At 71.3% G+C, this 25,046-nt stretch carries 24 protein-coding genes and 1 tRNA gene; 4 read left to right on the forward strand and 21 right to left on the reverse strand.

The features are described from left to right. From ACE3O1_RS06980 to ACE3O1_RS06995, 4 genes are all read right to left on the reverse strand, one after another. On the reverse strand, positions 1 to 277 hold a 277-nt coding region (locus ACE3O1_RS06980), incomplete at its 3' end, for an HPr family phosphocarrier protein (protein ID WP_374313832.1). Positions 278 to 311: 34 nt separating this feature from the next. Continuing rightward, a complete protein-coding gene (locus ACE3O1_RS06985; protein WP_374313834.1) occupies positions 312 to 2,378 on the reverse strand; it encodes a fructose-specific PTS transporter subunit EIIC in 2,067 nt (688 codons plus the stop codon). Positions 2,379 to 2,407: 29 nt separating this feature from the next. Next, a complete protein-coding gene (locus ACE3O1_RS06990) occupies positions 2,408 to 3,364 on the reverse strand; it encodes a 1-phosphofructokinase family hexose kinase (protein WP_374313836.1) in 957 nt (318 codons plus the stop codon). Next, positions 3,361 to 4,140 (reverse strand): DeoR/GlpR family DNA-binding transcription regulator, encoded by a 780-nt coding sequence (locus ACE3O1_RS06995; RefSeq protein ID WP_374313838.1) that lies wholly within the window; start codon positions 4,138 to 4,140, stop codon positions 3,361 to 3,363. Before ACE3O1_RS06995 ends, ACE3O1_RS06990 begins: the two co-directional genes overlap by 4 nt. Before the next feature lie 90 nt (positions 4,141 to 4,230). Between ACE3O1_RS06995 and ACE3O1_RS07000 the strand changes: the two genes are divergently transcribed. Continuing rightward, positions 4,231 to 5,148, forward strand: coding sequence for an aminoglycoside phosphotransferase family protein (locus ACE3O1_RS07000; protein WP_374313841.1), 918 nt, complete (start codon positions 4,231 to 4,233; stop codon positions 5,146 to 5,148). Here ACE3O1_RS07000 and ACE3O1_RS07005 read toward each other — a convergent pair. The 4 genes from ACE3O1_RS07005 to ACE3O1_RS07020 form a co-directional block, all read right to left on the reverse strand. Then, positions 5,097 to 5,909 (reverse strand): hypothetical protein, encoded by an 813-nt coding sequence (locus tag ACE3O1_RS07005; RefSeq protein ID WP_374313843.1) that lies wholly within the window; start codon positions 5,907 to 5,909, stop codon positions 5,097 to 5,099. The two genes, ACE3O1_RS07000 and ACE3O1_RS07005, sit on opposite strands and share 52 nt — an antisense overlap. A gap of 264 nt (positions 5,910 to 6,173) precedes the next feature. Beyond that, positions 6,174 to 6,245: transfer RNA gene (locus ACE3O1_RS07010), tRNA-Gln, on the reverse strand. Positions 6,246 to 6,320: 75 nt separating this feature from the next. Next, positions 6,321 to 7,835 carry a glutamate--tRNA ligase gene (gene gltX / locus ACE3O1_RS07015; RefSeq protein WP_374313845.1) on the reverse strand — a complete coding sequence of 505 codons (1,515 nt, stop codon included), beginning with the start codon at positions 7,833 to 7,835 and terminating at the stop codon, positions 6,321 to 6,323. Between the two features lie 11 nt (positions 7,836 to 7,846). Next, on the reverse strand, positions 7,847 to 8,809 hold the full coding sequence (locus ACE3O1_RS07020; RefSeq protein WP_374313847.1) for a LysR family transcriptional regulator: 963 nt from the start codon (positions 8,807 to 8,809) through the stop codon (positions 7,847 to 7,849). A gap of 99 nt (positions 8,810 to 8,908) precedes the next feature. Between ACE3O1_RS07020 and ACE3O1_RS07025 the strand changes: the two genes are divergently transcribed. Further along, a complete protein-coding gene (locus ACE3O1_RS07025) occupies positions 8,909 to 9,979 on the forward strand; it encodes an aminotransferase class V-fold PLP-dependent enzyme (RefSeq protein ID WP_374313850.1) in 1,071 nt (356 codons plus the stop codon). Between the two features lies 1 nt (position 9,980). Here ACE3O1_RS07025 and ACE3O1_RS07030 read toward each other — a convergent pair whose 3' ends face one another. The 8 genes from ACE3O1_RS07030 to ACE3O1_RS07065 all read right to left on the reverse strand — a co-directional run bounded on the left by ACE3O1_RS07030 (position 9,981) and on the right by ACE3O1_RS07065 (position 18,700). Continuing rightward, entirely contained in the window at positions 9,981 to 10,865 is an 885-nt protein-coding gene (locus ACE3O1_RS07030; RefSeq protein ID WP_374313852.1) for a hypothetical protein, read from the reverse strand. Further along, a complete protein-coding gene (locus tag ACE3O1_RS07035; RefSeq protein WP_374313854.1) occupies positions 10,834 to 11,535 on the reverse strand; it encodes an iron-containing redox enzyme family protein in 702 nt (233 codons plus the stop codon). Before ACE3O1_RS07035 ends, ACE3O1_RS07030 begins: the two co-directional genes overlap by 32 nt. After that, positions 11,532 to 12,674 carry a 3-oxoacyl-[acyl-carrier-protein] synthase III C-terminal domain-containing protein gene (locus tag ACE3O1_RS07040; protein WP_374313856.1) on the reverse strand — a complete coding sequence of 381 codons (1,143 nt, stop codon included), beginning with the start codon at positions 12,672 to 12,674 and terminating at the stop codon, positions 11,532 to 11,534. The genes ACE3O1_RS07035 and ACE3O1_RS07040 overlap by 4 nt, the downstream gene beginning before the upstream one ends. A gap of 86 nt (positions 12,675 to 12,760) precedes the next feature. After that, on the reverse strand, positions 12,761 to 14,053 hold the full coding sequence (locus ACE3O1_RS07045) for an MFS transporter (RefSeq protein WP_374313858.1): 1,293 nt from the start codon (positions 14,051 to 14,053) through the stop codon (positions 12,761 to 12,763). 8 nt (positions 14,054 to 14,061) lie between these two features. Continuing rightward, positions 14,062 to 14,829 (reverse strand): fumarylacetoacetate hydrolase family protein, encoded by a 768-nt coding sequence (locus tag ACE3O1_RS07050; RefSeq protein ID WP_374313860.1) that lies wholly within the window; start codon positions 14,827 to 14,829, stop codon positions 14,062 to 14,064. 99 nt (positions 14,830 to 14,928) lie between these two features. Further along, complete coding sequence (locus ACE3O1_RS07055) at positions 14,929 to 16,035, reverse strand: branched-chain amino acid aminotransferase (RefSeq protein WP_374313862.1); 1,107 nt, start codon at positions 16,033 to 16,035, stop codon at positions 14,929 to 14,931. Positions 16,036 to 16,098: 63 nt separating this feature from the next. Next, the gene (locus ACE3O1_RS07060; protein WP_374313864.1) at positions 16,099 to 17,151 is read right to left on the reverse strand and encodes a 3-isopropylmalate dehydrogenase; all 1,053 of its coding nucleotides are present in this window, start codon (positions 17,149 to 17,151) and stop codon (positions 16,099 to 16,101) included. Between the two features lie 7 nt (positions 17,152 to 17,158). Continuing rightward, the gene (locus tag ACE3O1_RS07065) at positions 17,159 to 18,700 is read right to left on the reverse strand and encodes an MFS transporter (RefSeq protein ID WP_374313881.1); all 1,542 of its coding nucleotides are present in this window, start codon (positions 18,698 to 18,700) and stop codon (positions 17,159 to 17,161) included. Between the two features lie 63 nt (positions 18,701 to 18,763). On the opposite strand from ACE3O1_RS07065, the gene ACE3O1_RS07070 reads away from it, so the two are divergent. After that, a complete protein-coding gene (locus ACE3O1_RS07070) occupies positions 18,764 to 19,309 on the forward strand; it encodes a TetR/AcrR family transcriptional regulator (RefSeq protein WP_374313866.1) in 546 nt (181 codons plus the stop codon). A gap of 90 nt (positions 19,310 to 19,399) precedes the next feature. Here ACE3O1_RS07070 and serA read toward each other — a convergent pair whose 3' ends face one another. The 5 genes from serA to ACE3O1_RS07095 all read right to left on the reverse strand — a co-directional run bounded on the left by serA (position 19,400) and on the right by ACE3O1_RS07095 (position 23,308). Then, complete coding sequence (gene serA, locus ACE3O1_RS07075) at positions 19,400 to 21,004, reverse strand: phosphoglycerate dehydrogenase (RefSeq protein WP_374313868.1); 1,605 nt, start codon at positions 21,002 to 21,004, stop codon at positions 19,400 to 19,402. 131 nt (positions 21,005 to 21,135) lie between these two features. Then, a complete protein-coding gene (locus ACE3O1_RS07080; RefSeq protein WP_374313870.1) occupies positions 21,136 to 21,501 on the reverse strand; it encodes a bacitracin resistance protein in 366 nt (121 codons plus the stop codon). Next, positions 21,498 to 22,043: a DNA polymerase III subunit gamma/tau gene (locus tag ACE3O1_RS07085; protein WP_374313872.1), complete on the reverse strand. Its 546-nt coding sequence runs from the start codon at positions 22,041 to 22,043 to the stop codon at positions 21,498 to 21,500. The genes ACE3O1_RS07080 and ACE3O1_RS07085 overlap by 4 nt, the downstream gene beginning before the upstream one ends. Positions 22,044 to 22,242: 199 nt before the next feature. Beyond that, complete coding sequence (locus tag ACE3O1_RS07090; protein ID WP_374313874.1) at positions 22,243 to 22,770, reverse strand: hypothetical protein; 528 nt, start codon at positions 22,768 to 22,770, stop codon at positions 22,243 to 22,245. 142 nt (positions 22,771 to 22,912) lie between these two features. Next, positions 22,913 to 23,308, reverse strand: coding sequence for a hypothetical protein (locus ACE3O1_RS07095; protein ID WP_374313876.1), 396 nt, complete (start codon positions 23,306 to 23,308; stop codon positions 22,913 to 22,915). 156 nt (positions 23,309 to 23,464) lie between these two features. On the opposite strand from ACE3O1_RS07095, the gene ACE3O1_RS07100 reads away from it, so the two are divergent. Then, on the forward strand, positions 23,465 to 25,046 hold a 1,582-nt coding region (locus ACE3O1_RS07100), incomplete at its 3' end, for a BTAD domain-containing putative transcriptional regulator (protein WP_374313879.1).

The raw sequence follows: 25,046 nt of genomic DNA on the forward strand, positions 1-25,046 counted from the left end.
CCGAGCGCTCCTGCGCGTGGCGGTCCGTCTCGAGCTGTTCGACGAGCTCGTCGAGCGCCTGCTCTGCGCCGTCCCCCTCGGCCTTGAGTGTCACGACCGTACCATGTGAGGCCCCGAGCCCCATGAGGGACAGGATGCTGCCGGCGTTGAGGTCCGGCCCGCCTTCGACGGCGATGGTGACCGGGACCGCCTTCTCCTGCACCGCCTGCACGAACAGCTTCGCGGGGCGGGCGTGCAGCCCGGAGCTGCTCGCGATGGTGGCCTGACGTTCTGCCATGTCTTTCTCCTTGATCAGTCGGTTGCGCGGTCGATCACGCGGGGACGGCCTCGAAGGGCGCCTCGGCCTGCTCGAGCTCCTTGCGGCCGACCCAGCGCTTGAGTGCGACGACGAGGAGCGCCGTCACGACGGTACCCGCGGCGATGGCGACGAGGAAGCCCCAGAACGGGCTGATCGCGAAGAACACGAACACACCGCCGTGCGGGGCGAGCGACTCCACCGCGAGCGCCATGCTCAGGCCGCCGGTCACGGCGCCGCCCACGAGCGAGGCGGGGATCACGCGCAGCGGATCGGCCGCGGCGAAGGGGATGGCGCCCTCCGAGATGAAGGCGGCGCCCAGCAGCCAGGCCGCCTTGCCGTTCTCGCGCTCGATCGGCGGGAACAGGTCGCGGGCGAGCACGGTGGACGCCAGAGCCATCGCCAGCGGCGGGACCATGCCGGCCGCCATCACGGCCGCCATGATGAGCCACGGCGTCGGGTTCTCCGGCGAACCGGCGGACAGACCGGCGACCGCGAAGGCGTAGGCCACCTTGTTGACGGGCCCGCCGAGGTCGAAGCACATCATCAGGCCGAGCACGACGCCGACCACGACGATGCCCGAGGTGCCGGCGAGATCGTTCAGCCACACCGTCAGCCACTCCATGAGGGTCGCGATCGGGCGCCCGAGGAAGAGGATCATCAGACCGGAGGCAACGATCGACGCGAGCAGCGGAATGATGACGACGGGCATCAGGCCACGCAGCCAGCGCGGGACCCGCCAGGTCGAGATCCACCAGGCGGTCACACCGGCCAGCAGGCCGCCGACGATGCCGCCGATGAAGCCGGCGTTCATGAGCACCGCGACAGCGCCCGCGACGAAGCCGGGCGCGATCCCGGGCCGGTCGGCGATCGCGAACGCGATGTAGCCGGCCAACGCCGAGACGAGGAAGCCCATCGAGGTCACGCCGATCGTGAAGAACACCGACCCGAGGTACAGGCCCAGTCCCCCGGGCGGCAGATCCCACAGGGAGTACTGCACGACGACCGACGTGGCCTCGCCGGTCGCCTCGTAGTCGTCGCCGAAGAAGAGGAACCCCAGGGCGATCAGCAGACCGCCACCCGCGACGAACGGGATCATGTAGCTCACGCCGGTGAGGAGGATGCGCTGGATGCGCGCGCCCCACGAGACCGACTCGGTCGATGCCGCCGCACTGCTCTCCGCCGCGGTTCCGCTGACCCTGGTCGCTCCTGGATTCTTCGCCGCAGCCACGGCCTCGGCGATGAGTTCCTTCGGCTGCTCGATGCCGCGCTTGACACCCGACCGGACCACGGGCTTGCCCGCGAAGCGATGCAGGTCGCGCACATCGACGTCAGTGGCGAAGATCACGGCGTCCGCGCCGTCGATCACGCCTTGCGGCAGGGCCTGATACCCGCTGGAGCCCTGCGGCTCGACCGCCAGGTCGATCCCCGAGGCGGCACCTGCAGCCGTCAGCGCGTCGGCGGCCATGAACGTGTGGGCGATTCCCGTCGCGCACGAGGTCACCGCGACGATCCGCGCCGGACGTCCGTCGACCGCGTGGTCGGCGTCGACGGACGCGGAAGCAGCGGACGCCGGCGCGGCGGCGGAATCAGCGGCGGCCGCTGCCGGGGCGGGTGTCGCCGAGGCATCCCCCTCCCCGATCGCCGCGCGCACGATGGCGACGACGTCGTCGTTCGTCTTCGCGGCGCGCAGCCCGCTCGTGAAGTCGTCCTGCATCAGGCTGCGGGCGAGCTTGGAGAGGACGGCGAGGTGCGCCTCCGCCGCGCCCTCCGGCGCCGCGATCAGGAACACGAGGTCGGCGGGACCGTCGGGAGCGCCGAAGTCGACGCCGGGCGCGAGCCGGGCGAAGGCGAGGGAGGGCACCGTCACGGCGGCGCTCTTGGCGTGCGGGATGGCGATGCCGCCGGGAAGCCCGGTCTCGTCCTTCTCCTCGCGGGCCCATGCGTCGGCGAACAGCGCGTCGGCGTCGGTCGCGCGACCCTGCGCGACGACACGGGCGGCGAGGGAGCGGATGACGGACGCCTTGTCGGCGCCGAGACCGACGTCGAGGCTGACGAGGTCTGGGGTGATGGTGTCGGACACGATGATCTCCTGGTGGATGGGTGGGTGGTTCAGACGGGGGCGGATGCCAGGCGCGTGACGGGCACGTCGCCGGCGGGAAGGTCTTCGGGGGTGGGGGCCTGCGTGCCGGGGAGGGATGCCGCGGCCGCGCCGTAGCGCACCGCACTGCGCAGGCGCTCCTCGGGCCCGGCGCCGCCTGCTTCGGCCACCAGGTAGCCGGCGAGCGAGCTGTCCCCGGCACCGACTGTGCTCACGACGCGGATGCCGGGCGGCACGGCGGCCCAGGCGCCTTCGGCCGTGACGAGCACGGCGCCGGCGGCGCCGAGCGTGACCAGGGCGGCCTCCACGCGGCCCGGGACCAGCTCGCGTCCGACGGCTGCCACGGCAAGGGCGAGGTCGCCCTCCGGCAGGGTGCGGCCGGAGAGCTCGGCGAGCTCGTCGTCGTTGGGCTTGATGAGATCGGGGCGCCCGCGTGCGACGACGGCGGACAGCGCCGCGCCGGAGGTGTCGACGGCGATGAGCGGCGCAGCATCGCCGTGGGCGGACCGGACGGCGTCGATCACGGCGACGTAGAAGTCGGCGGCTGCACCGGGCGGGAGCGACCCGGCCAGCACCAGCCAGCGCGCTCCGCGGGAGGCCTGGACGACCGCTTCGACGACGGCCGCGGCATCCGCCTGGGTGAGCGCAGCGCCGGGGAGGTTGAGCTTCGTCGTGACGCCGGCGGGGTCGGTGATGGTGAGGTTGGCGCGCACGTGACCGTGCACGGGAACGGTGCGCGTGTCGATGGCGGCGCCCGCGAGAGCTGCGGCGTAGGGGTCCCCCGCCGCGAGCGGAAGGATCGCCACCGTCCGGATGCCCGCGGCGGCGACGACGCGCGAGACGTTGATGCCCTTGCCGCCGGCGTCCTCGCGCGCCCCTGCGGCCGACTGGACCTCGCCGGGGCGCAGCGGGCCTTCGAGGGTGATGGCGCGGTCGAGCGAGGGGTGCGCGGTGAGGGTGACGATCATGCGAGCCACACCTCCACTTCGGCCTCGGCCAGTGCGGCGGCGAGCTCGGGCGCCGGCGCGGCGTCGGTGACGAGCACGTCGATGTCGGCGAGCGAGGCGAACCCCACGAGGAGTTCGCGGTCGTGCTTCTCGGCGTCGGCGACGACGACCACGCGCCGGGCGGCGCGGACGATCGCCCGCTTGACGGCGGCCTCCTCGGGGTCGGGGGTGCTGAGTCCGAAGTCCGCCGATACGCCGTTGGTGCCGAGGAACGCGACATCCGGCCGCATCCCTTCGATGGCGCGGACGGTGTCGGCGCCGACGGCGGCGGCGGTGAGTCCCCTCACGCGGCCCCCGATGACGGTGAGCCCGGCGTTGGGGACGGCCGCGAGCGAGCTCGCGAGCGGGAGCGCATGCGTGACCACTTCGATCGCACCCGTGCCGAGGCGGGGGGCGAGGCTCGCGGCGACCGCGGCCGTCGTGGTGCCCGCGTCGAGGAAGACCGAACCGCGGAATCCCTCGGAGATCGCGTCGAGCGCTCGGTCGCCGATGGCCGACTTCGCGGCGCTGTGTCGCTGAAGCCGCTCGGTGAGCGGGCTCTCGGAGGTGCTCGCGCGGTCCGTCGCGACGGCTCCGCCGTGCACGCGGCGGAGGATTCCGGAGGCCTCGAGCTGCGCGAGGTCGCGGCGCACCGTCTCGGTGGTGACGTCGAACATGCCAGCCAGCTCGACGACGCTCACCCGCCCCGCGGCGACGAGCTCACGCTCGATCGCGTCTTGGCGCTCCGTTGCGTACATGTGGCACCCTTCATCGGATTTCCCACACAATACAACGTAAATCAACACAGAACAAGATCCAATGGCGACGGCGGTCGCTACGCTTCACTGGTGGCCGACAAACCCGCCGCCGAGGTGGACATCGACGAGGCGCTCGTGCGCCGGCTTCTCCTGTCGCAGGCGCCCGGACTCGAGGGGGCGTCCACCCTGCCGCTGCGGCGCGTCGCCGCGGGCTGGGACAGCGAGATCTGGCGGCTGGGCGACGAGCTCGCCGTCCGGCTCCCCCGCCGTGCCGTCGCAGCACCGCTCGTGCTCAACGAGCACCGCAGCCTCGCGATCCTCGGGCCCGCGATCGAGGCCACCGGGGTTCGGACGCCGATCCCCCTGGTGCGCGGGGCGCCCGACGAGTCGTACCCCTGGGCCTGGTCCGTCGTCCGCTGGATCGAGGGAGCACGCGGCCTCGACGTGCCGCGCGGCGACCGCCGCGGATGGGCCGGCCCCCTGGCGACAGCGCTCGCGGCGCTGCACACGCTCGCGCCCGCCGACCACCCGATCAACCCCGTGCGCGGACGCGCGCTCGCCACGCGTGCCCGAGTATTCGCCGAGCGGCTCGAGGCGCTCACCGCAGCGCGCGATGTCGACGCTCGCGAAGCCGGGATCCTTGCGCGTGCATGGGCGGACGGCATCCGCACCGCGGCGTGGAGTCGTGCGCCGGTGTGGATCCACGGCGACCTGCACCCGGGCAACCTCGTCGCCGACGGTCCGCGGCTGACGGGCATCATCGACTTCGGGGACGTGACGGCAGGCGACCCCGCCTACGACCTGGCCGTCGCCTGGCTGGCCTTCGATCCCGACGGACGCGAGCAGTTCGTCTCAGCCACCGGCGAGGGCTACGACCGTTCCACCTGGACCCGCGCGCGGGCGTGGGCGGCGGCGGTCGCGGTGCTCCTGCTCTCGCACAGCGACGACGAGCCCGCCTACGAGGGGCTCGGCCGGTCGGCGCTCGACGAGATCGCCTCGGGCGACTGACCGCCCGGCGGGCGCACCCAGACGTCGACCGACCCCTCGTGCCCGACGAAGCGGATGACGGTCCCCACCGGGAGCGGCGTCTCGAGGTCGAGCGACATCCCGTCGTAGATCGTGAAGTCCAGCACGGGGTCCAGGCCCGCTCCCGAGCAGGTGGCAGTGAGGAACGAGCCATCGTGCGAGAGCAGCAGGCACCGCGATTCGTCGATTCCCAGCGCCGTCCACACCTGGATCGTGTCGTAGCCCTCGTGCGGCACCACGGTCCCAGGATTCACTCCCCAGTAGTCGAGGTTCTCGGTGAATCCCGCACCGCGCTCGCCTCCGCCCGGATCGACTCCGAGCGTCAGATCGGGAGGCGGTCCGTCGCCGCTCGGCCAGGTGAACCCGATCGCCGCGCCGAGCGCGATGCCGGCGACCGCCGCCACGCTCCACAGCGGGATGCGCCGCCACCACGGCCGAAGGGACGCGGCCGGCGGGGCGGCGGCATCCGTCTTCTCCGGAGGTTCGGCGCTCTCACTGACGCTGGCTGTGGGCGCCTCGCGATGACGGGCGACCGTGTCCTGCTCCTTCTCGGCGATCGGCACGGGATGCTGACCCGCGGGGTCGTCGGAAGGCTCGGCAAGCCGCTTCGCAAGCTCCTCGAGTTCGCTCAGTCGCTGCTGGGCGACCGGGTCCAGCGCGATGTCGGCATCGGGTCCGTACGCACGCCGGCGCAGCTCTTCGAGCTCGACCGAGCGCTCGGGCGACATCGACGGCGCGTCCATGGGGCCATTATCGTCCTCCGACGGCCGGAGCGGGCCGGGCCGAGTCCGTTCTGCGGACTCACGCCGACGTGCACAACGTCGGCAACTCGGGCCGTCACGGGGCCGGCACATTCGGATCCCCGTGCCGGAGCAGGATCCTGCCGACGTTGTGCACACAGCAAGTGAGGACAGCGACAGGACGAACGAACACGGCCGGTCAGACGCGGCGATCGGCGCTAGCACGAAAACAGAAAACCCCTGGTCCGCCGGGACTCAGGGGTGCTGCTGGGGTACCTGGACTCGAACCAAGAACAACTGAACCAGAATCAGCCGTGTTGCCAATTACACCATACCCCAAGGCGTTCGACCGGAGTCGTGCCGAGGATCAAGCTTAGCCGACCCCGGCACATGCTCCAAACCGAGCGCGGCGCGTCAGCCGACCCGCTCGACCAGCGCGCCCAGGCGGCGGAGCGTCTCCGGCTTGCCCAGCAGTTCCATCGATTCGAACAGCGGCGGCGACACGCGCCGGCCGCTCAGCGCGACGCGCAGCGGACCGTAGGCCACGCGCGGCTTGAGGCCCAGACCGTCGATCAGCGCGGCCGACAGGGCGTCCTGGACCGAGCTCGTCGTGAACTCCGATTCGGGCACGAGCTCCAGCGCGCCCACGGAGGCGACCAGCACCTCCCCCGCGTTGTCCGGAAGCGACGACAGGGCGTCCTCGTCGTACACGACCTCGTCGCGGAAGAGGAAGCCGAGCAGTCCCGGCGCGTCGCCGAGGAGCTGCATCCGCTCCTGCACCAGCGGTGCGGCCGCGTCGAGCGTCGCGCGCTGCTGGTCGGTCGGCGGCTCGGAGACGAGACCCGCGGCGGCGAGGTACGGCACCAGGCGCGCCGCGAAGTCGTCGGGCGCCAGCATCCGGATGTGGTCGCCGTTGATCGACTCGGCCTTCTTCTGATCGAAGCGGGCGGGGTTGGGGTTCACGTCGACGATGTCGAAGGCCGCGACCAGCTCGTCGAGCGAGAAGACGTCGCGGTCGGGGCCGATCGACCAGCCCAGCAGCGACAGGTAGTTGAGCAGACCCTCGTGGATGAACCCCTTCTCGCGCTGCAGGAAGAGGTCGGCCTTCGGGTCGCGCTTGGAGAGCTTCTTGTTGCCCACCTCGCCGAGCACGAGCGGCATGTGCGCGAAGCGCGGGATGAAGGTCGTCACGCCGGCGTCGACGAGCGCGCCGTACAGCGCGAGCTGACGCGCCGTCGACGGCATGAGGTCCTCGCCGCGGATGACGTGCGTGATGCCCATGAGCGCGTCGTCGACCGGGTTCACGAACGGATACAGCGGCACACCGCCCGCGCGCACGAGCACGAAGTCAGGGAACGAGCCGGCCGGGAAGGTCACCTCGCCGCGGATGAGGTCGACGTACGTGAGGTCCTCGTCGGGGACCCGCAGCCGCCACGCGGGCTCGCGGCCCTCGGCGCGGAAGGCCGCGCGCTGCTCGTCGGTGAGGTCGCGGTCGAAGTTGTCGTAGCCGAGCTGCTTGGCGCGGCCGTTGGCCTCGTTGCGCGCGTCGATCTCCTCCGCGGTGGAGTAGCTCTCGTACACGGCACCCGAGGCGATCAGCCGGTCGAGCACCTCGCTGTAGACGTCGTGCCGCTGCGACTGGCGGTACGGCGCGTGAGGGCCGCCGACCTCGACGCCCTCGTCCCAGTCGATCTCGAGCCAGCGCAGCGCGTCGAGCAGCTGCTGGTAGCTCTCCTCGCTGTCACGCGCGGCGTCGGTGTCCTCGATGCGGAACACGAGCGTGCCGCCGTTGTGACGCGCGTAAGCCCAGTTGAAGAGCACGGTGCGGATGAGTCCGACGTGCGGCAGACCGGTCGGCGAGGGGCAGAACCGCACGCGCACGTCGGCGCCCGTCGCGGTGGTGGTGCGGGGATCGGGTGAAGAAGACATCGCCGTCCAGTCTAGGCGCGGGCGGCCTCCGCACCCGTGGTCGTCCACTCCCCGACCAGCCGCACGAGCGCCTCGAGGGTCGCGCGGACAGCGGGCACCCGGTCCGCAGCGTGCGCGGTCACGACGTGGATCGTCCGCGCCTCGGCCGGCGGGAGCGGCAGCGTCGTCACGCCGGGGAGGCGAGGGAAGGATGCCACGGCCAGGCGAGGCAGCGCCGCGACGCCGATCCCCCGCGCGACGAGTCCCTCGACGGCCACGACGTTGTCGGTCTCGAAGGCGATGCGGGGCGCGAACCCCGCCCGCGCGCACAGTTCGAGCAGGTGGCCGCGGCAGCGGGGGCAGCCCGCGATCCATCGCTCGTCGGCCAGCGCGGCGAGATCGACTGCGCCGTCGGCCACCGCGGCGTGCCCTTCGGGCAGCACGGCCAGCAGATCGTCCGTTCCGATGGCGCGCACCGACAGCCCGCGCGCGCTCAGCCCGTGCGGGTCTTCGCGATCCCCGGGGTAGCTGAAGGTGAGGGCGATGTCGGCGCGATCCTCCCGCACCGCTTCGACGGCCTCCGGGGGCTCGGCTTCGAGATAGGTCAGGCTCACCCCGGTGTGACGCTCCTCGAGGTCGGCGAGCAGCTGGGGGATGATCGTCGGCGATGCCGACGGGAAGCCCACGAGCCGCACTCTCCCGGTGCGCAGTCCCCGGAGCTCGGAGAGCTCGCCGGCCGCGGCATCCAGCGCCGTCGTCACGGCCGGCGCGTGGCGCGCCAGCACCCGCCCGGCCTCGGTCAGGCGCACAGTCCGCCCCACCCGCTCGACGAGGGCGAGCTCGAGGCGCTGCTCGAGGCGCTTGAGCTGCTGGCTGACGGCCGGCTGACTGTAGCCGAGCGCGGCGGCAGCGCCCGTGATCGAGCCCTCGTCGGCGATGGCCTTCACGATGCGCAGCGCCTGGGCGTCGAGGTCGGGGTCGTCCAGAGCGGTCACACGGCACAGCATACGATCGGTCAACGCATAACGCCAATGTATACGTGTCATGAAACACCTCCTATAGACGAATGGTTGTCGAAGGTCGAGGCTGGTGGCATGACCCTCCAGACCCTCCGCTCCCCCGCCCTCGCTGCGGCGCGCGCCGAGTTCGCGGGAGGCCGTGGCTACCTCGCCGCGTGCACGGTCGGGCTCCCGACGCGCGCGACCCGGGCGGCGGTCATCGCCGAGCTGGATGCCGCTGCGAGCGGCCACCCCGACCCGTCGGCGGCCTCCGCAGCCGTGGAGCGCTCCCGGGCCCTCTTCGCCCGGCTCGTCGGCGTCGAATCCCACGATGTCGCCATCGGTTCCCAGGTGTCGGTGGCGGTCGCCCTCGTCGCGGCATCCCTCCCCGTCGGCGCGGAAGTGCTCGTCGCCGACGGCGACTTCTCCTCGGTGGTGCTCCCCTTCGTGCACGCGGGCAGGTCCCTCCGGGTCCGGGCCGTCCCGTTCGCGGAGCTCGCCGCCGAGGTGCGCCCGTCGACCGCGCTCGTCGCGTTCTCGCTGGTGCAGTCGGCGACCGGAGAGGTGGCGGATGCCGCCGCGATCGTCGCCGCCGCGAAGACGCACGGCGCCCGCACGCTCTGCGACGCGACCCAGGCCGTGGGCTGGCTCCCCGTCGACGCATCCCGTTTCGACGCCCTCGTCTGCCACGCGTACAAGTGGCTGTGCGCCCCGCGGGGCGTCTCGTTCCTCACCGTCTCCGAGGACTTCGCGCGCGACATCCCGCCGCTCTTCGCGGGCTGGTACGCCGGCGCCGACCCGTGGTCGTCGTGCTACGGCGGAGAGGTGGAACTGGCCCCCGATGCGACACGGTTCGACGTGTCCCCGGCCTGGCAGGCGTTCATCGGCGCCGCGCCCGCGCTGGCCCTCTTCGCCTCCCTCGACGCCGACCTGCTCCACGACCATGCGACGGGGCTGGCCACGCTGTTCCGCCGGCGCCTCGGCATCGCCCGCCCCGAGCGCGCGAGCGCGATCGTCACCTGGTCCGACCCCGATGGCGCCTCGCTGGCACGGCTGACGGACGCCGGGATCGTGGCATCCGGTCGCGCCGGCCGCGCGCGTGTCGCCTTCCACGTCTTCAACGACGAGGACGACGTCGACCTCGCGGCCCGCGCCCTCGGGCGCTGAATCAGTCGAAGTCGGCCGGCGTCCGGCGCGGGTACGCCCCGCCCGCGAGCTTCACGAGATGGGCGTGCGCGTACTCGCACACCAGGGCGTGCCGGTAGACCATGCGCGGCACGTCGACGTTGGAGTCCATCCACAGGCTCATGCCCGCGTTCTTCCAATGCCGGAAGGTGTCGTCGTCGGTGACCAGCGCGAGGATCTCCAGGAACGAGTCGTCGAAGCGGATCGAGTGCACGGCGCGCCGATACTCCTCGACCGTCAGCGCCATCGAGAACGGGATGTTCATGAAGCACAATGCCGTCTGGATGTCGAGGCGCAGGATGCGCCGGCGGCCCCGCTCCGGATCGAGCGGCGGGATGTCGAGCTGCGCGAAGTCGAGCGTGTCGGGGCGGGTCAGCGGCACGTCGTCGAGCGCGATCAGCAGGTCGTACACATTCACGTCGTGCTCCACCACGGCCTGATCGCCGAGGCCCGCGAGGGTCTCGGGCCGAAGCGTCACGGGCTCCATGTCGATCGCCGTATTGCGGACGATGAAGTTCACCAGGTTCGTCTCGATGACGAAATGGCGGATGAGCAGTTCGACGGCGTCGGGCGACACGAAGCGGCGCAGGAACCACACGCACAGGACGTCCATCGTGTGCAGCGGCATCCACCGGAACGGCAGCACCCGCTTGATGATCGAGACGATCGCGACCACGAGCCGCGAGAAGATGCGCGCGATCGGGTACAGCCACCGCCGCGAGAGGCGCCGCTGGTCGTCGATGATCTGCCTCACCAGGGCGCGATCGAGAGGCACCGAGGGGTCGGCGTACACCGCCTCCCACATGCTCGGGTCCGAACGGACGAACTCGGGCACCTCAGCGGTCCAGTTCTTCGAGTTGCAGCGCATACAGGCGCGCGACGACCTGGGCGCACCGCACCACCTGGTCCGCGGCACCCTCGTCGACGAGGCCCGACGAGAGGATCGCGTCCATGTCGCCGGTGTGGGCCGCGTCGGCCTGCTCGTGGTACCGCATGAAGTGGACCTGGTTGTCGGCGAGCCCGAGCACCTCCTGGAACCGTGCGGCCCAGGCGGCGGCGCGACGCGCGCCGAGCCCCTCGATGATGAACATCGCGCCGAGGAGGCCGACCGGATTCGGCTGGGAGGCGTAGTGGAACATGTAGCCCGACAGCGCCTCGGACCCGATGTTCTTGCGCCCCGCGCGCAGCTCGGCGAGCGAGCCGCCGACGGCGACGTAGTCGCGCTCGAGCATGAGGTAGTCGCGGTGCTCCTCCTCGGCGTGGCGGATCGCCGCGGCGCGCAGCTCGAAGTGGTCGATGTCGAAGCTGCCGGCGGCGCGCGAGATCCACGGGGACCCGTCGACCACCTGCTGGCGCAGGTTGAAGAGGAGCCGCTGGTAGTCCTCGAGGGTCACCGTCCCTTCGCCGAGCCGGCGCAGGATCGGGACGCGCGCGAGCATCTCCTCGAAGTCCGCCCACACCGCGGCGAGGCGATCGGAGAGGGTCGCGCCGTCGGGGATCGAGGGGGCGGCGGGCTCGGTCAGAGTGCCGTCGGTCATAGCGATGCTCCTTGCGTGGAAGGTGGGGCGACCACCGTGAGATGGGCGAAGGCGAACGAGAAGCGCCCCGACTCGGGGACAGCGAGGAGGATCGTCTCACCCGGCGCGAACCGTCCGGTGCGCCACGCCTCCTCCAGCGCGATGAAGATGCTCGCGGCCCCGGTGTTGCCGCGCGTCTCCAGATTCGAGTACCAGCGGTCGGTGTCCAGGGCCGGGATCCGCCGGCGCAGGCCGTCGAAGGCGAGGTCGCGGAAGATGTTCGTGCTGTAGTGGCACAGGACGTGGTCGAGGTGGTGCACGTCGACGAGCCCGATGTCGACGAGCTCCTCGAACTGCGCGAGGCCCGCCTCGGCGAGGTCATCCAGCACGCTCACGTCCTGCCGGAGCAGGTACATGCCCGCGGCCTCGCCGTCGGCCACGGAGACGTCCTGCCACGTGCGTCCCACGACGGGATCGGTCCCGGCCATCCCGGCGCGCATGCAGACGTCGTGCTCGTGGGCGAGAGAGACGTGCCGCACCCAATCCACGCGGAGGGACGGCCGGTCGGGGTGAGGCTGGAACTCCACGACGACCGCTCCGGCGCCGTCCGAAAGCATCCACCGCAGGAAGTGCGAATCCATGCCAGCCCGGATGCCGTCGAAGCGCACCTGGCGCAGGCTGCGGCTGGGAAGCTCCGACCCGACGACCGCGACGCGGGAGTGGTCGCCCAGGCGCACCTTGCTGACGGCGGCATCCAGCGCGGACAGGCTCGACGCGCACACCCCCGAGACCGACAGCAGCTGCATCGGCCCTCCGCCGAGTCGGCCGTGCACCATCGACGCGAACCCGGGCACGAGTGCATCGCCCATCGTGGTCGCCGTCGCCAGCATGCGGATGTCGGATGCCGCGATTCCGCGGTCCTCGAGCGCGGCGCGCAGGGCCTTGACCGCGAGCTCCTCGTTCAGCTCCGTCGGCTCGCCCGCGTCGTCGAGCGCGTAGTGGCGGGTGCGGATCCCGTTGGAGTCGAGGATGCGGCGGCGGATGCGCTCGGTGACGGCGTCGTCGCCTCCCAGCCGCCGGACGATGCCGTCGTTGTCGACCGGTTCACCCGGCAGGTAGCTGCCGAATCCGGTGAGATATGCCGATGCCGTCGTCCCCATGCGCCGACCGTAGGGCATCGCACCTGCTCTGCCGGGAACATTGTCGGAACGGCACAAAACTGCATGCCACCCCGGGCATAGACGAGTCAGGCCGACGGGTCGGCGAGGACGCGGGGGCGGCGGCCGAAGGGCGCCAGCAGGACGGTGGCGATGACGAGGACGCCGACGGCGAGAGCGAGTCCGCCGTAGCCGATCCAGGCGAGGACCAGGCCTGCGAGGATGGCACCGGTCGCGCCCACGAGGCTCATGATGAGGTCGCTCAAGCCCTGACGACGCGTGCGCTGGCGCTCCGACGACGCCTCGGTGAGGAGCGCGGACCCGGCGACCGTCGTCGCGCTCCAGCCGAGCCCCAGCAGCACGAGCGCGAGGGTGACGGTCACCGAAGACTCGGCGCCGAACGATGCCGTGAGCAGGGCGGCGACGAGGAGCGCCTGGCCGACGAGGATCGTGGGGATGCGTCCGACCCGGTCGGCCAGGATGCCGAAGACGGGCGAGAGCGCGTACATGCCGGCGATGTGCAGGCTGATGGTCAAGCCGATGATCGAGAGGGATGCACCGTGGTGGAGCAGGTGGACGGGCGTCATCGCCATCACGGAGACCATCACGCCGTGGGCGGCCGCGACCGCGAAGATCGCGTAGCGAGCGACGATCGGGTCGTCGGGCTTCGCGATCGCCGTCGTGGAGGCGCGCGCCGCGGCGACCACGCGCTGAGCGAGCAGCAGCGGGTCGGGACGCAGCGCCACGAGGTACAGCCCGATGCCGAGCAGCTGCGCGACCACCGTGATCAGGTATGGACCGGTGAGGGGAGGCATCCCGACGGCCTCGCCGAGCACCTCGCCGGGCCCGGTGAGATTCGGCCCGAGCACCGCTCCGATCGTGGTCGCCCACACCACGATCGACAGATCGCGGCCGCGCGTCGCATCGGTCGCCAGATCGGCGGCGGCGAAGCGCGTCTGCAGGTTCGCCGCCTGTCCCGCGCCGACCAGGGCGAACGCCACGAGCAGGAGGGGGAACGACGCGATCGCCACGGCGAGCACCACCACCACAACGCCGACCAGCGCGATCGACATGCCCGTGGCCAGCGAGATGCGCCGGCCGCTGCGCCGCGCGAACGACGCCAGCGGAACCGCCAGAGCGGCCGTGCCCAGCGTCACCGCCGCGGCAGCCAGGCCCGAGAACGCCTCGTCGCCCGAGATCTCCGCGGCGAGCACCGCGCCGAGCGAGAGCGTCGCGCCGAAGGCGAGACCGCCCAGGATCTGCCCGATCGACAGCACCCACACGCTGCGCCGCTGCACACGGGCCACCTCGGCGGGGGCGAGGGACGAGGCATCCGCTTCATCGGTCGACCCCTGGGGCAGGTCGGAGGGCGAGGACGTCATGGCGTGTTCTAGGCGGAGCGTGCGGTGTTGCGCAGCGTGCCGAGGCCGGTGATCTCGACCTCGACGGTGTCGCCGGGGGTGATCTGCCCGACGCCGGCCGGCGTGCCCGTGAGGATCACGTCGCCGGGGAGGAGAGTGAAGGCAGCGGAGGCGAACTCGATGATCTCGGCGAGGGAGAAGATCATGTCGCTGATCGGACCCTGCTGGCGCACCTCGCCGTTGAGCCGTGTCGTGATGACCGCGGGGCCGGTCGCGTCGAACTCGGTCTCGATCGCCGGACCGAGGGGACATGAGGTGTCGAAGCCCTTGGCCCGGGCCCACTGGCCGTCGCTCTTCTGCCAGTCGCGCGCGGTCAGGTCGTTCGCGATCGTGTAGCCGAACACATGGTCCAGAGCGTCGTCGGCCGACACGTTCTTGGCGATGCGGCCGATGACGGCGGCCAGCTCGCCCTCGTAGCTGACGAACTCGGAGTGCTTCGGCAGCACGACGGCGTCGCCCGGACCCACCACCGAGGTGTTGGGCTTGAAGAACAGCATCGGTGCGGCGGGAATGTCGTTGCCGAGCTCGGCGGCGTGGTCGCGGTAATTGCGCCCGACGCACACCACCTTCGATCGCGGGATCACCGGCGCCAGGAGCGCCACATCGGCAAGCGGGACGCGCTCGCCCGTCGTCCCGAAGCCGGAGAACATGGGGTCGCCGTCGAGGACGACGAGCTCGCCGTCGTCGACGATCCCGAACCTGATGGCGTCGTTGTGGCTGAAGCGTGCGATCCTCACCCGACCAGCCTACTCAGCGCCCCCGACGCGGCGATCCGCCGGGAACGCGGATGCCCCGGCCTCCGCGCGAGGGAGGGCCGGGGCATCCGGAATGCGGTGTCAGGCGTCCAGGCGCAGCAGCCAGCCGTGCTTGTCCTCGCGGCGGCCGTACTGGATGTCGGTGAGCTCCTCGCGCAGCGAGAGGGCGAGCTCGCCGGTGGGCTGCTCGTCGACGAAGTCCTTGCCCTTGAGCAGGCCGATCGGCGTGACCACCGCGGCTGTGCCGCACGCGAACACCTCGACGATGTCGCCGGATGCCACGCCCTGGCGCCACTCGTCGAACGAGACGGCGCGGCCCTCGATCTTGTGGCCGCGGTCGCGGGCGAGCTGGAGGATGGAGTCGCGCGTGATCCCCTCGAGGATCGAGTCGGACTGCGGCGTGACGATGGTGCCGTCCTTGTAGACGAACACGACGTTCATGCCGCCGAGCTCCTCGACGTTGCGGTCCTGGTCGAGGAAGACGACCTGGTCGCACTCGTTCTCGTAGGCCTCGGACTGCGGGAGCAGGCTCGCGGCGTAGTTGCCGCCGGTCTTGGCCGCACCGGTGCCGCCCTTGCCGGCGCGGGCGTAGTCCTCGCTGAGCCAGATCGACACCGGCTGCACGCCGCCCTTGAAGTAGGCGCCGGCGGGCGAGGCGATGACGTAGTAGCCGACCTTGTGCGCCGGCCGCACACCCAGGAACGCCTCCTTGGCGAACATGAACGGGCGAAGGTAGAGGCTCTGGTCGGCGCCCGACGGCACCCACGCGCCGTCGACGGCGATGAGCTCGCGCAGCGACTGGATGAAGTACGGCACCGGCAGCTCGGGAAGCGCCAGGCGCCGCGCGGAGCGCTGCAGGCGACGGCCGTTCTGGTCGGGGCGGAAGGTGTGGACCGACCCGTCGGCGTGGCGATAGGCCTTGATGCCCTCGAAGATCTCCTGGCCGTAGTGCAGCACCGCGGCGGCGGGGTCGAGGGTCAGCGGCCCGTACGGCTGGACGCGGGGGCGGTGCCACCCGCCGCCGACGGACCAGCAGATGTCGACCATGTGGTCGGTGAAGCTGGTGCCGAAGCCGGGGTTCGCGAGGATCTCGGCGCGCTGCTCGGCGGACTTCGCCTGCAGGTTGCGGCTGACGGCGAACTCGAGCGGGGCGAGTCCGGTGTCGGGATCGGTGTCGATGAGCGTCATGACGGGCCTGTGCTTTCGTGAGGAGCGTGAGCTCCCGGTGTGGCGGCGCTTGCCGGTTCCAGGTTACGCCTGAAGCCTGTCGGCGATGGCGTCGCCGATCTGCGCCGTGGAGCGGGATGCCGCACCCCGGTCCGCGATGTCCGCCTCGACCGCGCGGGTGACGGCGAGGGACTCGTCCCGCAGCCCGAGGTGGTCGAGCAGCAGGGCGGTGGAGAGGATCGCGGCCGTGGGGTCGGCCTTCTGCTGGCCCGCGATGTCGGGCGCCGATCCGTGCACGGGCTCGAACATCGAGGGGAACGCGCCGCCGGGGTTGATGTTGCCCGATGCGGCGAGGCCGATGCCACCGGTGACGGCGCCGGCCAGGTCGGTCAGGATGTCGCCGAAGAGGTTGTCGGTGACGATCACGTCGAATCGGCCCGGGTTCGTGACCAGGAAGATCGTTGCCGCGTCGACGTGCAGGTAGTCTACGGCCACGTCGGGGTGCTCTGCGGCCACCTCGTCGACGATGCGCTTCCAGATGCCGCCGGCGTGCACGAGCACGTTGGTCTTGTGGACCAGCGTGACCTTTCTGCCGCGGCGCTCGGCGAGGTCGAAGGCGTAGCGCACGACCCGCTCCACTCCGAAGGCGGTGTTGACGGAGGTCTCGTTGGCGACCTCGTGCGGCGTGCCGCGGCGGATGGATCCGCCGTTTCCGACGTACGGCCCCTCGGTGCCCTCGCGCACGACGACGAAGTCGATGTCGCCGGGCTCGGCGAGCGGGCCCGGCACACCCGGGTACAGCTTCGAGGGACGCAGGTTCACGTAGTGGTCGAGCTCGAACCGCAGCTTCAGCAGCAGGCCGCGCTCGATGTTCGCGTCCTTGAGCCGGGGATCGCCCGGCGCTCCCCCGACCGCCCCGAGCAGGATCGCGTCGTTCCCGGCGATCGCTTCGAGGTCGGCATCCGTCAGCGTGTCGCCCGTCTCGAGGAACCGCGCGGCTCCGAGCGAGAAGCGGGTCTTCTCGAAGCGGATGCCGCTCCCGGCGACGGCGGCATCGAGCACCTTCTCGGCTTCGGCGATCACCTCGGGACCGATGCCGTCACCGGGGATGACGGCAAGCTTCACGACACGCGACATGGTGCTCCTACGACTTCTGGCGGGACCCTCCCAGGGTAGTGGCCGCGATGACCCCCGCGACGACGACGAGGGCCGCGCCGATGAGCGCGGTGACGGTGACGCCGGCGTCGAACGCCGTGGCCGCCGCCTCGAAGAGCGCCTCCCCTGTCGCTCCGCCGAGCTGGTCTGCGGCGTGAACGGCACCGGCGAGCGTCTCCGACGCGGCCTGCGCCGCGGCATCCGGAACCCCCTCCGGCACCACGAGGTTCGTGCGGTAGAGGGCGGTGAGGATGCCGCCGAGCACCGTGGTGCCCAGCACTGCGCCCAGCTCGTACGCGGTCTCGGACACCGCGCTGGCGGCCCCCGCCTTCGCGGGCGGAGCGCTGGCGAGGACCAGTTCGTTCGAGACCGTCTCGGCGGCACCGATGCCGATGCCGAGCGAGACGAACGCCACGACGAGCGCGCCGATGCTCTCGGGCCCGGTCGCGAACGCGACGGTGACGTAGCCGGCGAACGAGAACACGAGGGCGACCGGCACGACGATGCGAGCAGGCCACCTCTTCGCGATCGGCACGACCGCGAGGCCCGCGGTGATCATCATCGCGAGGCCGGGGACGAGGGCGAGACCCGCCTGCATCGGCGAGAGGCCGACGATGAGCTGGAGGTGCTGCGCGACGAAGAAGAGGAAGCCGACGAGCGCGATGACGCTCAGCAGGTTGACCATCAGCGCCCCGCTGAAGGTCCCCAGTCCGAACAGGCGCATGTCGAGCATCGGGGCCTTCGCGCGCAGCTGGCGGCGGACGAACAGCACGCCGAACCAGACGCCGGCGACGATCGGCAGCCAGGCGGCGACGGTGAATCCGTGGACGGCGAGCTCTTTGATGCCGTAGACGATCGGGATCATCGTCAGCATCGACAGCGCGATGCTGAGCGGGTCGATGCGGCCGGGGCGGGGGTCGCGGCTCTCGGGCACCAGGATCGGCGCCAGCACGAGCAGCGGGATGAGCACCGGGACCGAGAGGAGGAACACCGAGCCCCACGCGAAGTGCTCGAGCAGCAGCCCGCCGACGATCGGGCCGAGGGCCGCACCGGCGGAGAACATCGCCGCCCACACCGCGATCGCCAGGCGGCGCTGGTCGCGGTCGGTGAAGATGCTGCGCAGCAGCGACAGGGTGGACGGCATCAGCATGGCGCCGAACACGCCCATGGCGGCGCGCGCGACGATGAGCCAGGCGGCGCTGGGCGCGAACGCCGCGAGCACCGACACCGCCGCGAATCCCGTGGCGCCGATGAGTAGCATCCGCCGCCGCCCGAACCGATCGCCGAGCGTGCCCATGGTGACGAGCAGGCCTGCGAGGACGAGCGGGTAGGCGTCGATGATCCACAGCTGCTGGGCGCTGGTCGGTCCGAGCTCGAGCGCGATCGAGGGCAGCGCGAAGCTCAGCACCGTGTTGTCGACCGATACGAGCAGCACCGGCAGCATGAGCACGATCAAAGCCGCCCAGCCGCGCCAGCCGACCCGCTGTCCGCGGGCGTCGGCGAGCGAGAGTTCTTGAGTGAGAGTCATCATTTCTATACCGTCCAGCCGGTATAGTATCAGGATGCCGCGACCCGCGTCGATAGCATCGAGCACATGAGCCGCCCTCCCCTGGCCCGCGAGAAGGTGCTCGACGCGTTCGAGCAGATCCTCATCGACGACGGCGAGCGGGCGGCCACCATGGATGCCACCGCGCGCGCGGCCGGAGTGTCCAAGGGCGGACTGCTCTACCACTTCGGCTCGAAGGATGCGCTCGAGGCCGGCTTGATCGCTCGGCTCATCGCGCTCGTCGAGGCAGACGTCGTCGCGATGAAGGCGGCTCCCGCGGGACCCATCGCCTACTTCCTGCACACCTCGGTCAACTCCAACGACCCGATCGACCGGGCGATCCTGGCCACATCACGGCTTGCGCAGGGCGGCAACACCGCTGCCGGCGAGGCCTTGCGCAGCATCCGCGATCAATGGGCGGACGCTCTGCGCCCCCACACCAAGGATGAACCGGCCCTCGACCTCGTGATGCTCGTCAGCGACGGGCTCTACTTCAACAACGCGCTGTCCGGCGGCTCGATCCCCGGCCCCGTCCCGCGCGACGCCGCGCTGGACGCGCTCATCGCCCTGGTGGAGCGCGCCACCCGCCCTTGACCCGCCGACACGGCCGCGAGTTGCCGGTTCGGGTCGTCTCGAGACCGGTGACCGAGCCCGAACTGGCAACTGGCGTGGGGAGGACCGGGGTCAGGACTCGGTGATCTCGATCTGGCGGAAGAGATCGGCCTGGATGTCGGACCGCACCTCGTCGAGCAGCTCGTCGGGCACCGGCGAATCCACCGTCAGCACCGAGAGCGCCTGACCGCCCGCCTCGCGGCGCGCGATCTGCATCCCGGCGATGTTGATGCCCGCCTCGCCGAACTTCTGGCCGTAGACCGCGACGATGCCGGGGCGGTCGGTGTAGACCATCACGACGTGGTGCTTCTCGATCGGCAGCTCGATCGCGTAGTCGTTGATGCCGACGAGCTTCTCGATCTGCTTCGTGCCGGTGAGGGTGCCCGAGACCGACAGCTGCGAGCCGTCGGAGAGAGCGCCGCGGAGGGTGATGATGTTGCGGTACTCCGGGCTGTCGTCGTCGACCAGCAGCCGCACATCGACGCCGCGCTGGTCGGCGAGCAGCGGCGCGTTCACGTACGACACCGTCTCGCTCACGATGTTCGTGAAGACGCCCTTGAGCGCGGCGAGCTTCAGCACGCTCACGTCGTACGAGTTCAGTTCGCCGTGCACCTCGACGTCGAGGCTCGTGAGCGGCGAGTGCGCGAGCGCGGCGAAGATCTGGCCGAGCTTCTCGACGAGCGGGATGCCGGGACGCACGTACGGGTCGATGACGCCGCCCGCGACGTTCACCGCATCGGGGACGAGCTCGCCGCCCAGCGCGAGGCGCACGGAGCGAGCCACTGACACGCCCGCCTTCTCCTGCGCCTCTTCGGTCGAGGCACCGAGGTGCGGCGTCACGACGACGTTCGGCAGGTCGAGCAGGGCGCGCGCCGTGCCGCCCTCGGCGGGGGGCTCGCTCGTGAACACGTCGAGTCCCGCGCCGGCGATCTCGCCGGAGGTCAGGGCGGCGTGGAGCGCCTCTTCGTCGATGAGCCCGCCGCGGGCCACGTTCACGACGAAGGCGGTGGGCTTCATGATCCGGAACTGCTCGGCACCGATCATCCCGGTGGTCTCGGGGGTCTTGGGCATGTGGATCGTGACGAAGTCGCTCTGCTCGAGCAGCTCGTCCAGGCTCAGCAGCTGCACGCCGAGCTGCTGGGCGCGGGCGCTCGTGACGTACGGGTCGTAGGCGACGACGCGCATGTCGAAGGCCTGCAGGCGCGCGGCGATGAGCGCGCCGATGCGGCCCAGGCCGATGATGCCGACCGTCTTCTCGAACAGCTCCGTGCCGGTGTAGGCGCTGCGCTTCCACTGCCCCTGCGCGAGCGATGCGTGCGCGGCGGGCAGGCGGCGGGCGAGGCTCAGGATGTGGCCGACCGTCAGCTCGGCGGCCGAGATGATGTTCGACGTCGGCGCGTTGACGACCATCACGCCGGCCGTCGTCGCGGTCTTGATGTCGACGTTGTCGAGCCCGACGCCGGCGCGCGCGACGACCTTGAGCACGGGGGCCGCCTGGATGGCTTCGGCGTCGATCTTCGTCGCCGAGCGGATGAGGACGGCGTGCGCATCGGCGAGCGCCGACAGCAGCGCGGGCCGATCCGTGCCGTCGACGCTGCGCACATCGAAGTCGGGACCGAGCGCGTCGATCGTGGCGGGAGAGAGTTCTTCGGCGATCAGCACGACAGGCTTCGTCACGGGATAGATCCTTCGGGGGCGGTGCGCGAAGGCGCGGTGCAGAGCGGATGCCGCGCCGCACGCCATGGGGGGCGAGGCCGGTGCCAGCCTACCGTGGGCCGGCAGGCCCTCCCGACCGTATGACGCAGATGTCAGCCGAGCAGCGAGGCGCCGTACACGGCGGCATACGCGATGACGTTGAGCCAGAAGACCGACACGGCGCACAGTCCCGTGAACAGCACGAGGGCGAACTGCCACCACGCGCGCCGCCACCCGATCGCGAAGGCGACGCCGAACGCGACCAGCGGGAAGATCACGGCGAGCAGCAGCACGAACCAGCCGTAGGCGTTCAGGCCGAGCGGCCCCGTCGCCTGAGCGATGAGGAAGGACACGGCGTTCCACAGTGCATAGGCGTAGAAGAGCCCGAAGAGCACCGAGATGACCACGACGACCCAGGTGGGCTTGGCTCGGCGTCCGGCAGAGGCGGATGCCGCGGCATCCGTGATCGCGTCACTCATTGCCCGATCGCCCCCACCATGATGAAGGGCCACGGGATGAGCACGAGCACTCCCCCGATGAGCCACAGGAACCGCACCCACTTCTTCGAGGCTGCCGTCAGGACCATCACCGACCCGAACCAGACGATCGGGGCGACGACGGCGAGCCAGAGGCTGACCTGGTACGCGAGCGGGGCGACCAGGAACTCCGCCGTGCCCTGCAGCCGCAGGCCGCCGATGAGCCAGCCGACCGCGAAGAGCACGGAGGACCCGCCGATCACCCCGACGGCGATCAGCTCGGTGTTGCCCATGGGCTCGCGGCTGACAGGGGGCGCGGCGTCGGGTTCCGTTGCGCTGCGCGCGCCCGCCCCGGAGTCGTCGGGTGCAGCCAGAGCCTCGCTCCCCCGGCCGACCGCGGTGTAGCCGGCGGGCAGAACCGCCGTCTCGGAAGGCGCTGTTGGATCGACGACGTCGGGATGAGGGTCGGAGTCGGCCCCGATATCGAGAGTCGGGTCGTCGTCGCCGTCCCAGGTCAGGGCTTCGTCGTCGCGTCCGGCCGGCATGGGTCCAGCGTAGCGGGGCGCCGAGCCCGGGCGCCGAGCCCAGACGCCGAGCGCGCGACGGCGGGACGAGGGAGTCGGCCCTCGCGTGGCTCCGGCACGAAATCCGAGGCTCCCGTACCTGCGGACGGGAGCCCCGGATGTCGATCCGCGGCCTTCGAGGTCGACCCGGAAGGTCGGCGACCACAGATGGGATCGGCGCTTACTCATGCGTCTCCAGCGCCTGCTCGAGACGGTCGGCGACCACGGGCACTTTGGTGGCGGCTTCGCGCTCGATCGCCTGCTCGAGGCGGTCGGCCACGATCGGCACCTGCGTGCCTTCGAGCTCCAGGGCCTGCTCGAGACGGTCGGCGACCACCGGCACCTGCGTTGCCGCGCGGTGCTGCTCGGCAGCCTGCTCGAGACGGTCGGCGACGACCGGGACCTGAGTGATGGCGCTCTTCGGCTCGGCCTGCTGAGCGCGCTGCTGCCAGTACTCCGCGAGACCCTCGTAGCGGGTCTGCGAAGCGTCAGTCGCGCGGCTCGTGTCGTTGAACCGGGCATAGTGCTCCGCCAGACCTTCGTACCGGGCCTGCGACGCGGCGTTCGAGCGCGAGAGCTGCTGCGCCTGGTTCTCGGTGCGGTCGACGACGCCGGTCTGGCATCCCGCCAGTCCGAGGGCGACGACAGCGAGGATCGAAGCGGTGAGCACGGCCTTCCGGCCGCGGTCACCGCGCGTGACAGTGTTCATTTGGGGGCTCCTTTGCATCCCGCCGGACGGGCTTCCGGCTTGTGATGTCTAGGAGCGGGGCGGTCAGGGAAGTGATACCGGCGCCACATGAGAAACGCGGTCCGCCCTGATCGCAGCGTCAGGTGCTCCGAGGGTCCGGGCATCACCCGCGTTGGACGCAGACCACGTGCCAGCCCCCCGCCGGGTGCTCGACCAGACGGTACGACAGGCATCCGGCCGTGAATCCCCGCGACGCGTCGCGCTCCCGCTCCAGCTGCTCCGCGATGCGATCCGCCGGCTGACCGGCGTAGCGCTCCGAGAGCAGCGCCAGACGGTAGGCGAGCACCCGCTCGATCTGGTCGGCCGTCGCATGCGGGCCGAGACCCGCCGGGCGGATATCCACGGGCACCGCTCCGGCCGAACTCGTCGGTGCGGGCGCGGGCTCCTCGCGCAAAGTGCTCTGGCATCCGGCGGCGGAGAGCGTCAGGACTCCCACGACGACGGCGACGGTGAGGTTGCGGACCCGGCGAGGTGCACGGGTTCGGGTTTCGATGTTCATGGTGCTCACTCCTCCGTTGTTCGACCCGATCGGCGACCGGATCGAGAACACCGTCCCTCGCGCGCATACCCGTCGGCTCATCACCTGATATCCGGCGGATATCCGTCGCGCTCGGAGAGCATTGACGCCGCCGGGCGATGCGCCCACACTTCCCACATGGTCGTCAGAGTGCTCGGCCCACTCGAAACCGGGAGCGGACCACTCAGCCCGCGGGAGCGAGCCATCCTGTCCGCGCTCATCGTCCGCCTCGGCGTGGCGATGAGCCCGTCGCAACTGGCCGACGCGTGTTGGTCCGAGAACACGCCGAGCACGTGGGAGCAGCAGATCCGCAACTCGATCGCGCGCATCCGCGGCCGGCTAGGCACGTCGAGCGTCGTCACCGTCGGCTCGACGTATCGGCTCGGGCTCGACGCAGACCAGATCGACGCCGGCCAGTTCGAACGACTGGTATCGACCGCGCGCGGACACATGCTCCGTGAGGACGCCGATCGCGCCGTGGACGCATACCAGCGCGCGCTCAGCCTCTGGCGCGGCGCACCGCTGCCCGATGTGGCGGGATGGGAGCCCGGAGCCGTCGAGGCGATGCGCCTGAACGAGATCAGGGCGAGCGCCGAGGAGGAGCTCCTCGACGCTCGCCTGGCTGCCGGTGAGGGCCGCGCCGTCATCGCCGACGCCGAGCGGCTGCTGCGAGAGGACCCGCTGCGCGAGAGCCGCTGGGCCATCCTGGCGCTCGCGAACTATCGGGCGGATCGGCAGGCGGACGCGCTGGCGCTCCTCCGCGCTGCCCGTGAGCGCCTCGCCGAGGAGCTGGGTGTCGAGCCGGGTCCGCGCCTGGCCGGTCTGGAGGTCGCGATCCTGCGCCGCGACCCCGCACTGGATGCCCGGTCGCCTGCGACGCGTGCCGACACGGCATGCCCGTACCCGGGTCTGCGCGCGTTCGGCCCCGAGGATGCCGAGCTGTACTTCGGTCGGGAAGGCGACGTCGACGTGGTGCTGGATCGCCTCGCTCCGCGCACAGTCACCGCGATCGCCGGAGCGTCCGGCACCGGCAAGTCGTCATTGCTCCTTGCGGGGGTCATCCCGCGGCTGCGCACCCGGGGGACGAACGTCGAGATCGTCCGTCCCGGTTCGGACGGAGCTCCCGGACTGCAGCGGGCCGCCTCGCGCGCCGCAGTCGTCGCGATCGACCAGGGCGAGGAGCTGCTTGCGGCTGCACCCGAGGACATCGCGCGGTTCGCCGACGCGATGCGCGCGTTCCTCGACGACGGCGGAAGCATCCTTCTCACCGTCCGCTCCGATGCTCTCGATCGCGTTCGCGCCCTCCCCGCCGTCGGCGACGCGATCGGGCTCGGCGTCTACCTCCTGGGACCGCTGAGCGACACCGCGTTCCGCGCGGCCATCGAAGAGCCCGCGCGCAAGGCGGGGCTTCGCCTGGAACCGGGCCTGGTCGAACTCGCGACACGGGACGGCGGCGATCGGTCGTCCACACTCCCCCACTTGTCGCACGCGATGCAGGCGACCTGGACTCGCCGCGAGGGGACCACGCTCACGGTCGACGGCTATCGCGAATCGGGCGGGATCGCGGGTGCGATCGCGCAGTCGGCGGAGGAAGCCTTCCGCGGTCTGAGCCCGGAGGACCAGCTGGTCTGCCGCTCGCTGCTCCTGCGGCTTGTGACGCGGGGGGTGGATGGCGCATCGACCCGCCGTCGCGAGCCTCTCGCGACGCTCCTCTCGGACC

The sequence above is a fragment of the Microbacterium sp. genome (assembly GCF_041909575.1).
Classification (GTDB): domain Bacteria; phylum Actinomycetota; class Actinomycetes; order Actinomycetales; family Microbacteriaceae; genus Microbacterium.

Excerpts from the sequence above, each read along its gene's own strand:
- ACE3O1_RS06990 (WP_374313836.1), bottom strand. The coding sequence starts at position 3,364 with ATGATCGTCACCCTCACCGCGCACCCCTCGCTCGACCGCGCCATCACC.
- ACE3O1_RS06995 (WP_374313838.1), bottom strand. The coding sequence starts at position 4,140 with ATGTACGCAACGGAGCGCCAAGACGCGATCGAGCGTGAGCTCGTCGCC.
- ACE3O1_RS07005 (WP_374313843.1), bottom strand. The coding sequence starts at position 5,909 with ATGGACGCGCCGTCGATGTCGCCCGAGCGCTCGGTCGAGCTCGAAGAG.
- gltX (WP_374313845.1), bottom strand. The coding sequence starts at position 7,835 with ATGTCTTCTTCACCCGATCCCCGCACCACCACCGCGACGGGCGCCGAC.
- ACE3O1_RS07025 (WP_374313850.1), top strand. The coding sequence starts at position 8,909 with ATGACCCTCCAGACCCTCCGCTCCCCCGCCCTCGCTGCGGCGCGCGCC.
- ACE3O1_RS07030 (WP_374313852.1), bottom strand. The coding sequence starts at position 10,865 with ATGCGCTGCAACTCGAAGAACTGGACCGCTGAGGTGCCCGAGTTCGTC.
- ACE3O1_RS07035 (WP_374313854.1), bottom strand. The coding sequence starts at position 11,535 with ATGACCGACGGCACTCTGACCGAGCCCGCCGCCCCCTCGATCCCCGAC.
- ACE3O1_RS07040 (WP_374313856.1), bottom strand. The coding sequence starts at position 12,674 with ATGGGGACGACGGCATCGGCATATCTCACCGGATTCGGCAGCTACCTG.
- ACE3O1_RS07045 (WP_374313858.1), bottom strand. The coding sequence starts at position 14,053 with ATGACGTCCTCGCCCTCCGACCTGCCCCAGGGGTCGACCGATGAAGCG.
- ACE3O1_RS07055 (WP_374313862.1), bottom strand. The coding sequence starts at position 16,035 with ATGACGCTCATCGACACCGATCCCGACACCGGACTCGCCCCGCTCGAG.
- ACE3O1_RS07060 (WP_374313864.1), bottom strand. The coding sequence starts at position 17,151 with ATGTCGCGTGTCGTGAAGCTTGCCGTCATCCCCGGTGACGGCATCGGT.
- ACE3O1_RS07065 (WP_374313881.1), bottom strand. The coding sequence starts at position 18,700 with ATGATGACTCTCACTCAAGAACTCTCGCTCGCCGACGCCCGCGGACAG.
- ACE3O1_RS07070 (WP_374313866.1), top strand. The coding sequence starts at position 18,764 with ATGAGCCGCCCTCCCCTGGCCCGCGAGAAGGTGCTCGACGCGTTCGAG.
- ACE3O1_RS07080 (WP_374313870.1), bottom strand. The coding sequence starts at position 21,501 with ATGAGTGACGCGATCACGGATGCCGCGGCATCCGCCTCTGCCGGACGC.
- ACE3O1_RS07085 (WP_374313872.1), bottom strand. The coding sequence starts at position 22,043 with ATGCCGGCCGGACGCGACGACGAAGCCCTGACCTGGGACGGCGACGAC.
- ACE3O1_RS07090 (WP_374313874.1), bottom strand. The coding sequence starts at position 22,770 with ATGAACACTGTCACGCGCGGTGACCGCGGCCGGAAGGCCGTGCTCACC.
- ACE3O1_RS07095 (WP_374313876.1), bottom strand. The coding sequence starts at position 23,308 with ATGAACATCGAAACCCGAACCCGTGCACCTCGCCGGGTCCGCAACCTC.